14 protein-coding genes, 1 rRNA gene and 1 other annotated feature are annotated in these 15,355 nt (G+C 36.1%); of the genes, 8 read left to right on the top strand and 7 right to left on the bottom strand.

What is annotated here, in order from left to right:
* Nucleotides 1-107: 107 nt before the first annotated feature.
* The 5 genes from TS1_RS08540 to rpsD all read right to left on the bottom strand — a co-directional run bounded on the left by TS1_RS08540 (nucleotide 108) and on the right by rpsD (nucleotide 3,539).
* Nucleotides 108-506: a DUF3021 domain-containing protein gene (locus TS1_RS08540; protein WP_068709794.1), complete on the bottom strand. Its 399-nt coding sequence runs from the start codon at nucleotides 504-506 to the stop codon at nucleotides 108-110.
* A gap of 11 nt (nucleotides 507-517) precedes the next feature.
* Nucleotides 518-985, bottom strand: coding sequence for a LytTR family DNA-binding domain-containing protein (locus TS1_RS08535; RefSeq protein ID WP_068709793.1), 468 nt, complete (start codon nucleotides 983-985; stop codon nucleotides 518-520).
* 24 nt (nucleotides 986-1,009) lie between these two features.
* The gene (locus tag TS1_RS08530; RefSeq protein WP_068709792.1) at nucleotides 1,010-1,885 is read right to left on the bottom strand and encodes an ABC transporter permease; all 876 of its coding nucleotides are present in this window, start codon (nucleotides 1,883-1,885) and stop codon (nucleotides 1,010-1,012) included.
* A gap of 1 nt (nucleotide 1,886) precedes the next feature.
* Nucleotides 1,887-2,756 carry an ABC transporter ATP-binding protein gene (locus TS1_RS08525; RefSeq protein WP_068709791.1) on the bottom strand — a complete coding sequence of 290 codons (870 nt, stop codon included), beginning with the start codon at nucleotides 2,754-2,756 and terminating at the stop codon, nucleotides 1,887-1,889.
* Nucleotides 2,757-2,927: 171 nt separating this feature from the next.
* Nucleotides 2,928-3,539 carry a 30S ribosomal protein S4 gene (gene rpsD, locus TS1_RS08520; protein ID WP_068709790.1) on the bottom strand — a complete coding sequence of 204 codons (612 nt, stop codon included), beginning with the start codon at nucleotides 3,537-3,539 and terminating at the stop codon, nucleotides 2,928-2,930.
* A gap of 557 nt (nucleotides 3,540-4,096) precedes the next feature.
* On the opposite strand from rpsD, the gene TS1_RS08515 reads away from it, so the two are divergent.
* The 3 genes from TS1_RS08515 (at nucleotide 4,097) to TS1_RS08505 (ending at nucleotide 7,288) form a co-directional block, all read left to right on the top strand.
* Entirely contained in the window at nucleotides 4,097-4,894 is a 798-nt protein-coding gene (locus TS1_RS08515; protein ID WP_068709788.1) for a formate/nitrite transporter family protein, read from the top strand.
* A 74-nt stretch (nucleotides 4,895-4,968) separates the two neighbouring features.
* Nucleotides 4,969-5,217 (top strand) — a binding site (T-box leader).
* 53 nt (nucleotides 5,218-5,270) lie between these two features.
* Nucleotides 5,271-6,404: a 5-methyltetrahydropteroyltriglutamate--homocysteine S-methyltransferase gene (locus TS1_RS08510; protein WP_068709786.1), complete on the top strand. Its 1,134-nt coding sequence runs from the start codon at nucleotides 5,271-5,273 to the stop codon at nucleotides 6,402-6,404.
* An 83-nt stretch (nucleotides 6,405-6,487) separates the two neighbouring features.
* A complete protein-coding gene (locus tag TS1_RS08505) occupies nucleotides 6,488-7,288 on the top strand; it encodes an HAD family hydrolase (protein WP_068709784.1) in 801 nt (266 codons plus the stop codon).
* Nucleotides 7,289-7,367: 79 nt separating this feature from the next.
* Here the strand turns inward: TS1_RS08505 and TS1_RS08500 are convergent, their stop codons facing one another.
* Together TS1_RS08500 and TS1_RS08495 are read right to left on the bottom strand one after the other, a co-directional pair.
* Nucleotides 7,368-8,069 carry a DUF3169 family protein gene (locus TS1_RS08500; protein ID WP_068709782.1) on the bottom strand — a complete coding sequence of 234 codons (702 nt, stop codon included), beginning with the start codon at nucleotides 8,067-8,069 and terminating at the stop codon, nucleotides 7,368-7,370.
* Between the two features lies 1 nt (nucleotide 8,070).
* Entirely contained in the window at nucleotides 8,071-8,274 is a 204-nt protein-coding gene (locus tag TS1_RS08495) for a helix-turn-helix transcriptional regulator (RefSeq protein WP_068709780.1), read from the bottom strand.
* A gap of 274 nt (nucleotides 8,275-8,548) precedes the next feature.
* Between TS1_RS08495 and TS1_RS08490 the strand changes: the two genes are divergently transcribed.
* From TS1_RS08490 to TS1_RS12670, 5 genes are all read left to right on the top strand, one after another.
* On the top strand, nucleotides 8,549-9,346 hold the full coding sequence (locus tag TS1_RS08490) for a TIGR00282 family metallophosphoesterase (protein ID WP_068709778.1): 798 nt from the start codon (nucleotides 8,549-8,551) through the stop codon (nucleotides 9,344-9,346).
* Nucleotides 9,347-9,370: 24 nt separating this feature from the next.
* Nucleotides 9,371-9,757 carry a YlbF family regulator gene (locus TS1_RS08485; protein WP_068709776.1) on the top strand — a complete coding sequence of 129 codons (387 nt, stop codon included), beginning with the start codon at nucleotides 9,371-9,373 and terminating at the stop codon, nucleotides 9,755-9,757.
* On the top strand, nucleotides 9,741-12,323 hold the full coding sequence (mutS, locus tag TS1_RS08480) for a DNA mismatch repair protein MutS (RefSeq protein ID WP_068709774.1): 2,583 nt from the start codon (nucleotides 9,741-9,743) through the stop codon (nucleotides 12,321-12,323). The genes TS1_RS08485 and mutS overlap by 17 nt, the downstream gene beginning before the upstream one ends.
* Before the next feature lie 16 nt (nucleotides 12,324-12,339).
* Entirely contained in the window at nucleotides 12,340-14,382 is a 2,043-nt protein-coding gene (mutL, locus tag TS1_RS08475; protein WP_068709772.1) for a DNA mismatch repair endonuclease MutL, read from the top strand.
* 467 nt (nucleotides 14,383-14,849) lie between these two features.
* Nucleotides 14,850-15,355, top strand: a 16S ribosomal RNA gene (locus TS1_RS12670); the annotation flags it as partial.

Genomic DNA, 15,355 nt, shown 5'->3' with positions numbered 1-15,355 from the left:
TATATCACATCGTTAACCATAAGTAAACAAAAGGTTAACGAAAGAAAGCTATAAAAACAGAAATTAATTTAAATCATCGGGAATGTCAAAAAAATTGACGATAAAAATTAGCGTTTACGCGCTTGCTTTTTGGATAAAGCTCGATTAATTTTATCAACTTTTAATGCATTTGAGATACATGAAATCAACCAAACGGCCACATAAATAATAATAAATATCAGCCAAAATTCAGTTGTGTGCATCACATCATCAAGCCAGCCATTATAAATCATGGTGACAATAACAATAGACAAAGTAGTAAAAAAGTGGATTCCTAATGCTAGTAAAAAATTTAATTTCTCAATATCAAATAAGATTGCGCTAATACCAATGACGGCACTCATTAGTAGAAAACTGGTGATATTGTTTCTAGTAGGTATAATTTCTGGGTTATACAGTAGAATCATTAAGTAAGAAAATGAGCCATAGCCGACACCAATACCGGCATATTGAATTATTTTTTTCAAAAAAAGACCTCCTATTTTATTCCTAGATGCTGCATCAGTGATTTCACGTATTTTCGACTCACATCCGTTTTGATATTTTTGACCAATGTAGCTGTCATATTACCTGAAAAACTGTCTGATAAAGAAAGTAGATGGTCTAAATTAATATAGGCATGTTTGGAGATTTGGATAAAGTTCGTGTTATCTACTCGCTTAGCAAAATGAATCAATGTTTCTGAGGTAGTAAAAGTTCCCTCAAGGGTATAAATTAAAAGGGTAGATTGCTGAATATCGGCTAAAATAATAGCATCGGTTTTAAGCATAATAAGCTGATCGTTTGTCTTTACCGGTAAAATTTTCGATGAAATTGTCTGATTTTGATACTGTTCAATATAAGTGATTAATTCTTCTATATCGATATTTTTACTAGCTGCTCGAACGATAACTTCAGGCTCTGTTGCGGAAAATTGAGGGTTCAATTCGAATCGACAGTTAACCAAATTTCGACCTTCTTTCTTTGTAAGTTATTGGTGAAACAAAGCACGTTGATTTTTATAAGCTTTCAACCATTGAGGAAATAAAGCAACAAAGCATGCAAAAAATAAGATAATCATTAGTATAAGACAAGTTTGTTGAATCGTTAGCAATTCAAAAAGTTTAAAACGTACACCCATGGCTTCTTCAAAATTTTTTTGTCCAACAGGGTTATCTTTGAAAACGTTTGTTATTGTTGGAGCTAATAAGATTTGTCGATATAAAGAAGCAATGTAACCTCCAGGTGTTAATTTCACTAATAATTGAGCAAAGCTTGGCAATGCCCCAATAGGGACGTAGGTTCCGACTAAAAAACCAGCCGCAGTACCTATGACAGAACTTAATTTACCCACATTATCCACGGTTTTTATTGGCTGAACAAGCATAAGATTTAAAGTAGCTGCTAATAAAGCATTGAAAATTATTAGCGCCAAAAGACTTGCTAATTGGGTCAAAGTAAGTACTGTATGATTTGTAAAGTAAAAGTAAGGAAACATTATACTAAACAAAAGCATTTGCATAATTATTCCTATAAGTGCAGCGCTTAGTAAATAGCTTAAATGTAAACGCAGAGTACTAATGTCGGTTAGCAATAAATCTTGACGAACGTTGTTTTCTCGATCTTTGACAAGCTGCGTTAAGCTTGCAAGCGTCGTTGTCATTCCTACTATGGTTAGCGTACCACTGATAAGCCAGTTATCCAATAACTGATTGGTTTGAGGAAGCCGAGACCATTCTGAAACCATAGTCTCTTTTAAAAAGATGAGATAAAGAATAAAAGAAATAAAAGCGCCTAATATAGAAAAGAAAACCCCAGTTTTATCACGGAAATATAATAGTAAATTACGTTTGATCAATGTTTGCATTTTAGCGCACCTCTTTTCCAGTTAATTTTATAAATGCGGCATCCATCGTTCCTGCTTGAAATTCAAAACTTTGAATTTCTGCTTGGTACTTTGTTAGCAGTTGGATGGCTTGCTGTACTGTTGCCGGTAAGAGAGCAACAGTTGCTGTTTTTTTGTTAAGGACCGGTATATTTTCTGTTTCAAGTAATGAATAAAACTTGTCAGGAGTTTTGGCTGTAATCGTCAGTAAGTTATTTGCATAGCGTTGTTTAATTTCTTTTGCAGAGCCTTGAGCGATTAATGCCCCCTGATCGATAATATAAATTTTGTCTGCTTTGTCTGTCTCATTTAAGTAGTGAGTCGTTAAAACAATAGTTAAGTCTTGTTCGTCTTGTAAATGCTGTAATAAAGTCCAAATAGCTGAACGTGTCTGAATATCTAGGCCTGTGGTAGGTTCATCTAGAAAAAGGATGTCTGATTCATTTAATAGTGCTCGAGCGATGTCTACGCGACGTTTTTGTCCGCCAGATAAAAGACCATATTTTTGTTTAGAAAAATTTGTTAGACCTAGTTGTTTAATTAATTGGGTTACTTTTGTTTGAGAAACTTTGCTATACTGCTTCGCACGAATTTGCAGATTTTCTTGAACCGTTAACATATCATCAAGTACGCTTGTTTGGAAAACCACACCGATTTTGACTTGTTCTTGATAGCTAACACTGCCAGTAGTTGGAGATGTCAAACCAATTAATAGTTGCATAGTCGTCGACTTTCCTGCGCCATTTGGACCAAGAAGCGCAGTTAGACTTCCTTTTTCGATAGTTAAGTTCAAGTGATTAACGGCCTTTTGCTGACCATAAGACTTACTAAGATTATTTGTTGTTAGAATCATGATTATCCCGCCTTTTAATTAAAAGTTAGCAGAATACATTTATTTTGTCTGGAGTTTTTCGATGAGAGGTTGTTTTTAGCAGCTAAGAAGTAAAATAGCTAGGGTGAAAATTTTGGAATAAAAAAAGACCAAAGCCCTATAAAATAAGACTTTGGTCTTTGCGTTAGAATCTTACAGTAATTGGTTGTAGTATTCAACGACAAGTGCTTCATCAATATCAGGGGTCAATTCTTCGCGTTCTGGTAAGCGAGTCAATGAACCTTCTAATTTTTCATCATCAAAGCTAACAAATGCAGGAGTACCTACAACAGATTCAATAGCTTCTGTGATTACACTCATTTCTTTTGATTTTTCACGTACGCCGATCACTTGCCCTACTTCTACATGATAAGAAGGGATATCAACGCGTTTACCATCGACTGTAATATGACCATGGTTCACAAGTTGACGTGCTTGACGACGAGTGGTTGCTAAACCTAAACGATAAACCATATTGTCTAAACGTTGTTCTAGTAAGATCATGAAGTTAACACCATGTTTACCTTCTTTAATCTTGCTAGCCTTTGAGAATAGCGTACGGAATTGACGTTCAGTTAAGCCATACATACGACGTAATTTTTGTTTTTCTCTTAATTGCAATCCATATTCAGAACGAGCACCACGGCTAGTTGGTCCGTGTTGTCCTGGTGGATAAGGACGACGAGATAATTCTTTTCCGCTACCGGATAGTGAGATACCTAAACGGCGGGAAACTTTCCAAGATGGTCCAGTATAACGAGACATTAAAGATTCCTCCAATAATATTTTTTGGAGTAAAATAATCCGATGAGATATTCATACTTCGTGTAGTTCGCTCTTCAATCTTCACCTTTGCAGCCGCGGCTACGCAATTGAACCTCATCAGGCGACGAACTGGGGACGAACTATTATACCTCTGCTGCATTATTTTACACGCAAGACATTGTACCTTGATATTGGGCATTCTGTCAAGGAAATTCTCATGACTAAATGGCTTTTGCTAAATAAAACTTGTTTAAAAATTGAAAGAAAGTTTCTGTCTTTGTTGAACGAATGAGCTTGTTTTTTATGCGGATGATTGTTCATCTTCAAAATGCATTTAATATTTATCCATTTAGTTAATTATACTATTGAGAAAGATTAGCGAAAAATGTTAGTTTTTTTAAGAATGGCAAAAGACTAAAGACAAAGGCATAACAGGCAAATAAATCTTATGACTCGAAATAAGCGTTATTTTTCACAAAATCGCTTTACAAAACGTCTAAAGCTCATTAAAATAAAAACGATAGTTATCGTTGAGTAAACAGAAAAGGTGGAGGACAATGAATTCAATATCGGCATTATTTGAAAAAATAGATTCGTCAATTATAAAAAAAGTTGATCTAATTGAAAGTAGTTACATACGCTATGCCGTTCGGGCAATGTTGGCATGTTTGTTTTTAACTTTAGGGACAGCGATTGCATTTGGTACAGCAATGAATGCAGAAGAAGTTGCGGCTGGTTCAGGGAAGTTTTTGTATGCTTTTATGTTTAGCTGGTCATTGGTGATGATTTTATATATGAATGCAGAGTTAGGTACCTCTAACATGCTTTATATGACAGTAGGGGTGTATCGCAAAAAAATTGATATAAAAATGGCGAGTAAAATTTTATTTACCTGTATTTTATTTAATCTCATCGGCGGAATCGTTTTTGGTTATTTAATTTCATTGACAGGAGTCTTTCAAGATTTACCAGCAGATAATTATATGTTTACTTCACTTGCTGGAAAACTAGAAAAATCGACTGTTCAAATTTTGGTAGAAGGTATTTTTGCGAATATCGTGGTAAATACAGCTGTTATAATTAGCTTACGCATGAAAGACGACGCGGGAAAAGTATTAGCTATTATCTTTATTATTTTTATCTTCGCTTTTTTAGGATATGAACACGTTATTGCGAATTTCCCTGCCTTTTCATTAGGATATTTTGCCTCACATGGAACAATCAGTGCCATGACAATACCTAATCTTATCCACAATATTGTGTTTGCGTTACTAGGAAATTACATCGGAGGCGGTTTAGTCATTGGTCTCGTTTACGCTTGGTTAAATAGTACGAAATCTGACTATGTCGATTAACTTGAAAAAGATATAGAAATATTCTGAACATTATTGACAGCAGTACAAAGGTCTGCTATTATTTTAAAAAATATATAAACACATCGATAAAGAAAGTAGAGTTTATTTTTTCTTTCTAAAAGAGAGCTTCGTCAGCTGAAAAGAAGCGAAAGACGTAAATTCGAAAATGGCTTTAGAGTGGGTATTCTGAATGATTTAGGAATACACGGTTTTCTCCGTTAACAAGAACCCAGTATAAGCACAATGTATTGGGAACAGAGGTAAAAATAGCGATATTTTTACAAAGCCAAGGTGGTACCATGTATGTTTATTACATCCTTAAAAGACAAATTGTCTTTTAAGGATTTTTTTTATTTAAAATAAAGGAGGAGAGAATATGAGTCAACAAGTAGTCAATCAAGGTGCAGTGAATCGTTATGAAATTGTAGGAAGTTTTTTACGCCCGGAAAAATTGAAAAAAGCGAGAGAACAATACAGTATAGGAAAAATTTCTTATCCAAAATTACAAGAGGTAGAAGATCAAGAAATTGTCCGTCTAGTTAATAAAGAAAAAGAAGTTGGGTTAAAATATGTTACAGATGGTGAATTTCGTCGCAGTTACTGGCATCTAGACTTCTTCTGGGGATTAACGGGTGTTGAACATAATATCATGGACCAAGGCTATCTTTTCCACGGAGAAGAGACGCGTGCTGATTCTGCCCGTTTGAAAGGAAAAGTTCAATTTAACAAAAATCATCCAGTATTTAAGGAATTTACATTTGCCCATGAACTTGCTGATGGAAATGTGCAAGTACGACAAAGTATCCCAGCACCAGCTCAATTTTTTGCAGAATTAGTACGCGGAAAAAATGAAGAGAAAATCGACCAATTTTATTCCGATCGCAGTGAATTATACCAAGATATTGCTCAAGCTTATCGAGAAACGATTTTAGAATTATATCACTTGGGTTGTCGTAATATTAAATTAGATGATTGTACTTGGGGGATGCTGGTAGATAAAGATTTTTGGCAAGGCATGACTAATGAGGATTATGATACACAAGATATTCAAAAACAGTATCTACAATTAAATAATGCCGCTTTAAAGGATTTGCCAGAAGATCTGCATATTACCACTCATATTTGTCGCGGCAATTATCATTCTACTTTTGCTGCTTCTGGAGGTTATGAACCCGTTGCACAGACGTTGTTTGGCAAGGAGAATGTGGAAGCTTTTTTCTTAGAATTTGATGACGATCGTTCCGGAGATTTCGCTCCATTGCGCTTTGTGCCAGAAGAAAAACGGGTCGTTTTAGGTTTAATTACAAGTAAAAGCGGCAAATTAGAAGACAAAGAGACGATTATCAAAAGAATTTATGAGGCAAGTCAGTATGTGCCTTTAGAACGCTTAAGTCTTAGCCCGCAATGTGGTTTTGCTTCTACTGAAGAAGGAAATATTCTGACAGAACAACAACAATGGGATAAATTACATTTAATCATTGAAATTACCCAGGAAGTTTGGGGGTATTAAACAAGTCCATTGAATTTCATTAAAATATATGATTAAGTATTAAGTGAACATAAATTTTAGTGAAAGAGAGCCCGACAAATAGAATGAGACGAAAATTATTTGCTTTTGACATTGATGGAACCTTGTTGGATTCGAACAAACGACCTTTAGCTAGTACGATTGAAGCTTTACAAGAATTAAGAAATGCAGGTCATTTTGTTACGTTAGCTACTGGACGCACGCGGTTTTTAGCACAAGACTTAATTTATCAATTAGAATTTGATAATTACATTCTTTGTAATGGCTCAGCTGCTTTTTTAAACCATCATCAAGTTTACAAACGATTATTACCGCAGGTAGAGATGCAACGTTTTGTAAAAGAAGCGAAGGAATTAGGCATAGATACTGTTTTTGTTGGTATTGATGCTTATAAACGCAATACTACTTTTAATTTGGCAAAAATAGAAGATGCCATGCATTCAGTGGGCTCGACGGCTCCTGATTTAGATTATAATTTTGCACAAAGAGAAGATATCTATCAAGGACTGGCATTTTACGATGCATCATTGGAACATTATTTTGATGACAAATATCCTAACCTTTCTTTTGTACGTTGGCATGAAAATGGAGTGGATGTAATACCAAAAGGCGGTTCTAAAGCAGCAACCATTTTAACGCTTGCCCAACGTTTAGGCATTGCGCAAGAAGATATTATCTCTTTTGGTGATGGTATGAATGACCGCGAAATGTTACAAGTTTCGGGTTGCGGTATTGCGATGGGAAATGCCTCAGATGAAGTTGCTTTATGTGCGGATCGTATCACAGATGATAACGATCATGACGGAATTTGGCAAGCTTTAGATAAACTCGGCTTTTTAAATAATACAGTTAGAAAAAGAGCATAAATTAATTGTAGCCTTGTAAAATGGGAGTGAATTTCCATTTTACAAGGCTTTTTATACTTAAAAATACAAAAAGGAATAACTACTTTTCTTTAATCTCACTATAGTATTTCGTATTTGAGATGATCATGATGATGCCTAGGATAATAATACTGAAAATTTGTGATTCACCAGTCAGCATCGAATAAACTATTAATAGGAGAATACCAAAGAAAATTCCAACTTGAGTGAAGGAAAATGTTTTATACAGAGCTGTTGTCATAATATGACGTTCTCCTTCATCGGATGCCAGTAATAATTTATCGGTGTAATTTTTATCTGATGGTTGAGGTAGATTTCGTTCTGGATAAAGCTTAGTTATCAGTTTTGTTGTTCGAGTAAGAAATATAATTGATACAATATAGACAATAAATGTAAACAAAAATGTCGGTAAACTAAAATAAGTGTTCATTATAACTAGTGGTATGGCAAGGCTGATAAGTGATAATACAAATCCTATTACACCATATATTTGAATTTCATTATACTTATTATAACGATATTTATCATAGGAATCTTCATCCATAGATTCCGTATAATCTTTAGCTACTGTTAATAAGCGACGATACTGAAAAATTCCTAAAACAATCAAAAAAGCGGCAACTATTGTTGTTGTAATGCTGACGCTTAAGTAGAAACGGTCAGTAGAAACATCTCCTCCGATATTTTGAGCGGTGATTGAAACAAGTAAACCAACGGCTGCTCCAATAATTAAATATAAAATCATTTTTAAAGTTTTTTTCATCTTATAATTCCTCCTCTTCAAAGATAAAGATATTTTCAATGGGTTCATTAAAAATTTTTGCCATGCGTTTAGCGATTAATAGCGATGGAATATACTCTTCCCGTTCAATTAAACTGATGGTTTGTCTGCTAACCTTAGCTCTTTTAGCGAGCTCTGTTTGATTGAGTCTTTCGCGTGCACGCAGCTCTCTGAGTCTAGTTTTCATACTCAGCACCTCCAACTTTAATGTAACACATATAAGTCATTATGACAAATTTATTTGTCAAAAAGAAATGTTTTTTAGTCAAAACAATGCGTAAAAAATGATGTAATTTTATTTGTTTAACAGATGGAATCTGAGATATTTTTTGTAAAATGCTGACAACTGTGTATTTTACAAACTTTTTCAAAATTTATTTTACAAATAAGACAAAACCTTTTTTTTAAAACATAAAACGATTATAATAGGAAAAAGAAGAAAAAAGAGAAGAGGAAATTTTGTGCGAATTTTATTTATAGGTGACGTTGTAGGTTCTTTAGGTAGAAAAACGATCACTGAGTATTTGCCAAAACTAAAAAAAGAATATGCACCTCAAGTAACAATTGCTAATGGAGAAAACGCAGCAGGTGGTAAAGGAATTACTGAAAAAATTTATAAAAAATTTTTACAAGAAGGTATCGATGTTATCACTTTAGGCAATCATGCATGGGATAATCGCGATATTTTCGAGTTTATTTCTGAGGCAAAACGTATCATTCGTCCGGCTAACTTTCCAGCACAAGCTCCAGGTGAGGGGATGGTTTTTGTCAAGGTGAATGATGTCGAATTAGCAGTGATTAATCTACAAGGTAGATCGTTTATGGCAGACATTGATGATCCATTTAAAAAAGCTGATGAATTGGTTGCGATGGCTGCTAAAAGAACTTCCTACATTTTTGTTGATTTTCATGCAGAAACAACAAGTGAAAAGCAGGCTATGGGCTGGTATCTGGATGGACGTGTTTCTGCTGTTGTTGGCACCCATACTCACGTACAAACCAATGACGCACGAATCTTGCCTGCTGGTACTGCTTATTTGACTGACGTAGGGATGACTGGACCTTATGACGCGATTTTAGGGATGAAAAAAGAACCTATTATTGAAAAATTCATTACGGCTTTGCCTAAGCGTTTTGAAGTCGTCGAAAATGGCCGCAGTATTTTATCTGCTTGTTTAGTTGAAATGGATCCGCGCAGTGGCTTTGCTAAAAGTATCGAGCCGATTTTAATTAATGAGGATCAACCATTTTTAGCATAAAATGAACGAACAGAGGTGTAAACTTTGGACCTTTTACGTGAAGAACCAGAAATCCACGCAGCTCTTGAGCAGCTCGTTGATTTACTAGACGAACATGATCTTATTAAAGAATTTCAAGAAGTTCGACAACAAGCACAGCAAAATGAATCTTTACAAAAATTAGAAGAGCAGATAAAACAACAACAAAAAGCAGCTGTGCAATTTGCTCATTATGACAAACCGGAAGCAGCAAGACAGGCAAATGCTGAAATTGACCGGTTAAAAAAAGAGTATGACACTCATCCGCTTGTGCTTAGTTACCGTGAAAAAATGTTCGATGCAAATGAACTTTTGCAATACATTATCACAAACTTTGAAAAACAAGTGAATGGTGCAATCGAGGAGGAAGAAACAGATGCCTCAAAAAACTAAAAATACACCAATGATGGAACAATATCTAAGCATCAAGGAGCAATACCAGGATGCTTTTTTATTCTATCGTTTAGGTGACTTTTATGAATTATTTTATGATGACGCTCTAAAAGTTGCTCAATTACTAGAACTGACATTAACAAGCCGTAATAAAAATGCTGAAGAACCTATTCCAATGTGCGGCGTACCTTATCATGCAGCATCTAATTATATTGATATTCTGGTAGAACAAGGATATAAAGTGGCGATTTGTGAGCAAGTAGAAGATCCGAAAACCACGAAAGGAATGGTTAAAAGAGAAGTTATTCAACTAGTGACACCGGGAACTTTGATGGAAGGAAAAGGTGTTAGTGCGAAAGAAAACAATTTTCTAACTGCGTTGACTTTTGCAAATGGAAAGTATGGGCTAAGCTATGTTGATTTAACGACAGGAGAATTATGTAGTACTACTTTAAATGAACAAGAAAGTGTTTTAAATGAAGCTTCTTCACTGCAAACCAAAGAGATAGTTCTAACAAGCGATATCCCCGAATCATTAAAAGAAACTTTAAAGACACGTTTGGGTGTCATATTCTCAACACAAAAAGATTATGAGCCCAATGCTGAATTTCAATTTTTAATAAGTGAGCTTTCTTCTGACCTAGAAAAAGAAGCGACAGCGAAGTTGTTACAATATCTTTCTTTAACGCAAAAACGCAGTCTAGATCATATCCAAAAAGCACAAAGTTATCAAGTAGATCATTATTTAAAGATGGATCATTACTCAAAGGTCAATTTGGAATTAAACCAGTCGATTCGAACAGGGAAAAAGCATGGCACGCTTTTGTGGCTTTTAGATGAAACCAAAACGGCCATGGGCGGTCGTCTATTAAAACAGTGGTTAGATAGACCGCTAATCCAAAAAAGTGCGATCCTAAAACGACAAGACCAAGTAGCAAGTTTATTGAATGCTTTTTTTGAACGAGAAGACTTAAAAGAAGCCTTAACTAAGGTTTATGATCTTGAACGTTTAGCTGGACGTGTAGCTTTTGGTAATGTTAATGGACGTGATTTATTACAATTAAAATCTTCGTTGGAACAAGTGCCAGCTATTCGTGCCATTTTACAAGGGATTGACCAAGGAGAATGGAACGATACTTTAAACGATATGGAACCTATGGAAGATTTAGTAGAACTCATCGGACAAGCAATCAGCGAAGAAGCGCCAGTTTCAATTACTGAGGGTAATGTCATCAAAGACGGTTTTGATGAGCAACTTGATAAATATCGTGAAGCTATGCGTAATGGCAAACAATGGATTGCTGAGCTTGAAGCTAAAGAACGAAAAAAAACTGGAATAAAAAACTTAAAAGTTGGTTATAATCGAGTTTTTGGGTATTATATTGAAATTACCAAAGCCAACTTAGCCAACTTAGAAGAGGGAACTTACGAACGCAAGCAGACTTTAGCAAATGCAGAACGTTTTATCACCCCCGAGCTAAAAGAACTTGAGAAATTGATACTAGAAGCAGAAGAACAGTCTGTCGATTTAGAGTATGAACTATTTTTAGATGTAAGAAAAAAAATAAAAAAAGCCATTGATCGACTGCAACATTTAGCCAAAACAATTAGCAAAACAGATGTATTGCAAAGTTTCGCAGTTATTAGTGAACGTTATCAATATGTACGGCCAGAACTAAATGATGAAAAAGAGCTGAATATTATAGAAGGGCGACACCCAGTCGTAGAAAAAGTTCTTGGAAGTCAAGAATATATTCCTAATACAGTTCAAATGGACCAGCAAACATTGATTTTGTTAATTACAGGTCCTAATATGTCAGGGAAAAGCACTTATATGCGACAGTTGGCTTTGACGGTGATCTTGGCACAAATGGGTTGTTTTGTGCCAGCCCAATCAGCTGTTATGCCGATTTTTGATCGTATTTTTACTCGGATCGGAGCAAGTGATGATTTAATTGCAGGACAAAGTACCTTTATGGTGGAAATGATGGAAGCCAATCAAGCACTGCTACATGCAACTCCAAATAGCTTGGTTTTATTTGACGAATTGGGCCGAGGAACAGCAACTTATGATGGTATGGCTTTAGCTCAAGCCATTATTGAGTATATCCATCAGCATGTCGGTGCAAAAACGTTGTTTTCTACTCATTATCACGAATTGACGGTCTTACAAGACGAATTGCCCCAGTTAAAAAATATCCATGTAGGCGCAGTAGAAAAAGACGGTGAGTTGGTGTTTTTGCATAAAATGATGGAAGGGCCAGCCGATAAAAGCTATGGTATCCATGTAGCAAAAATTGCGGGCTTACCTGAAGATTTGTTAAACAGAGCGGATAATATTTTACAAGCTCTTGAAAAAGGAAAAACATTACAAAATCAAGAGATTCCTAGTGAATCATCAGCTACAGAAAAGCAAGAAACCAATCAACAGTTATCTTTATTTAGCGAAGATTCTGAACTAGCAAGTGATGTGGTTGAACAATTAAATGCATTAAATCTTATGGAAATGACACCGTTAGATGCATTAAACAAACTATATGAATTAAAACAGTCGGTACAAGAATAGAAAGAAGGGAAAGTAGATGGCAAATAAAATCCTGGAACTATCCGAACGGCTTACAAATCAAATTGCTGCTGGAGAAGTGGTTGAACGTCCGGCTTCAGTTGTTAAAGAATTAATCGAAAACGCAATCGATGCCAACAGTACCCAAATTAATATTTTTCTAGAAGAAGCAGGATTAAAAAAGATTCAAGTAACAGATAATGGGACAGGGATTGCTCCAGAGGATGCAGAGAATGCGTTTAAAAGACATGCAACAAGTAAAATTCACAACCGCGATGATCTATTTCGTATTCGCACTTTGGGCTTTCGTGGTGAGGCGTTGCCCAGTATTGCTTCAGTGTCAGAAATTACTATAGAAACTGCAGCTAAAGGAGCTAGCCAAGGGACCTACCTATATTTAAAAGGTGGAGAAGTTGTGGAAAATCAGCCTTCTGCTTTACGTCAAGGAACGAAAATTACGGTTGAAAATCTCTTTTTTAATACCCCTGCTCGGTTAAAATATGTTAAAACATTGCAGACAGAACTAGCGCATATTGGTGACATTGTGAACCGCTTGGCTTTAAGCCATCCTAACATTGCCTTTTATTTAGTTCATGAAGGCAACCAAATGCTTTTGACCTCTGGAAATGCGGATTTAAAACAGACGATTGCTGGAATTTATGGGGTACAAACGGCGAAGAAAATGCGGGAAATTCAAGCAGAAGACTTGGATTTTAAAATCAACGGGTATATTTCTTTGCCAGAAGTGACAAGGGCTAATCGTAACTATCTATCAACGATTGTTAACGGCCGTTACATTAAAAATTTTGCCTTAAATAAGGCGATCGTTAATGGTTATGGTTCAAAGTTAATGGTGGGTCGTTTCCCAATTGCAGTGATTGAAATAGAGATGGACCCGCTGTTAGTTGATGTCAATGTTCATCCGACAAAACAGGAAGTACGTTTATCAAAAGAGTATGAATTAACTGCTTTGCTTTCTAAAACAATTAACGAACGCTTAAGGGAAGAAAATCTTATTCCTAATGCGACAGATAACTTAGATTTTAATAAGAGAGTAAGCGAACAGGAAAAAGCACAGCAATTAACGATGGACTTTGAAGAAGCTAAAAGTAATGAAAGTTCAAAGCTTGCATATGATAGGAAAACGGGCGACTTTTATGTAAATGAAACCGAGGATTCTTCTGTGGAAAACTCTGTGGAAAAAACTGGGGATAAAAGTGGAAAAGTTGAAAACTCCTCGAAAACAGAGTTGATAAACGCTGGTAAAACAACATTTCCAAGTCAAGGAGATAGCCTTGAAAGCAAAAATGGTCTAGCAAAAGCTGTGGAAAAAGAACATATGTATCAGAAAGAAACGGCAGAAGAAACAAGTACGGACCATCCAGAATATGACATTCATCAAAAAGAAAATCGTCAGCTGATGGAAAAAATTGCAAATGAAAAACCAGCTGAAGAACGTTTTCCGCAGTTGGATTATTTTGGGCAGATGCACGGGACGTATTTATTTGCACAAAGTGAGGATGGTCTATATATCATTGACCAGCATGCTGCCCAAGAACGTATTAAATACGAGTATTTTCGTCAACAAATTGGTAATGTTTCATCAGATTTACAGGAAATGCTAGTCCCGATTGTACTTGATTATCCTAATAGTGATGCTCTTTTTTTAAAAGAGCAAGCAGAACTGTTACAAGAAGTAGGGATTTATTTGGAAGAATTTGGTGCAAATAGCTTTATTGTTCGTGCGCACCCTACCTGGTACCCACAGGGACAAGAAAAAGAGATTATTCATGAGATGATTGATATGCTATTAACTACAGGCGAAGTAAGCGTACGAAAGTTCCGTGAAAAAACGGCTATTATGATGAGCTGTAAACGTTCGATCAAAGCTAATCACTACTTAAACGAGGATCAAGCGCGTGCCTTATTAAGGGACCTGGCAGAATGCGAGAATCCGTTTAATTGTCCACATGGGAGACCGGTATTAATTCATTTTAATAACTATGATATGGAAAGAATGTTCAAACGTATTCAGGACCCTCATAGTTCTGTAAAAGATTAGAAAAAAGAGAGCTTTTTTCTAATCTTTTTTGTTATTTGAAAACAAAAGAAAAACAATGTAAATTTGTCATTGACTTTTTGATAGGTAACGTGGTAAAGTGTTTAACGTTGTCGCAACAACTTGTTTATTCTAGCTTAAGTTTTATTTGAACTTTTTTTATATGAATAAACAAATTGTCATTGACAGTAAGAATATCAGATGTTATTATAACTGAGTTGCAACGAACGTTGTTGAAAATTCTTCTTAAGAGAAGAGAAGAAGTAATTGACAATGAGTCGTTTGAGTGATAGAATTAATAGGCTATCATAGCAATATTAAGTAGGCCTTTGAAAACTGAACAAAGCAAGCAAACGAACCAATGTGTAGGGCGCTTCTTCAAGGAAGCAAGATACAAGCAACAACGCGAACAACACGCGAGCAAAAAGTTGAAGAGCTAAGTAAGATCAACGGTGTTGATCGATCAAATTCAAGATGAGAGTTTGATCCTGGCTCAGGACGAACGCTGGCGGCGTGCCTAATACATGCAAGTCGAACGCTGCCGCTTGCCCACTTCGGTGGACGAGCGTGCGGAGTGGCGGACGGGTGAGTAACACGTGGGGAACCTATCCATCAGCGGGGGATAACACTTGGAAACAGGTGCTAATACCGCATAGGGCTTTTTTTCACCTGAAAAGAAGCTGAAAGGCGCTTTGTGCGTCACTGATGGCTGGTCCCGCGGTGCATTAGCCAGTTGGTGAGGTAACGGCTCACCAAAGCAACGATGCATAGCCGACCTGAGAGGGTGATCGGCCACACTGGGACTGAGACACGGCCCAGACTCCTACGGGAGGCAGCAGTAGGGAATCTTCGGCAATGGACGCAAGTCTGACCGAGCAACGCCGCGTGAGTGAAGAAGGTTTTCGGATCGTAAAGCTCTGTTGTCAGCAAAGAACAGGAAGAAGAGGGAATGCTTTTTCTCTGACGGTAGCTGATC

Origin of the sequence: Tetragenococcus solitarius NBRC 100494 (assembly GCF_001544195.1) — a bacterium.
In the GTDB taxonomy this organism is placed as follows: domain Bacteria; phylum Bacillota; class Bacilli; order Lactobacillales; family Enterococcaceae; genus Tetragenococcus; species Tetragenococcus solitarius.
This window is presented reverse-complemented; position numbering and strand designations above follow the sequence as displayed.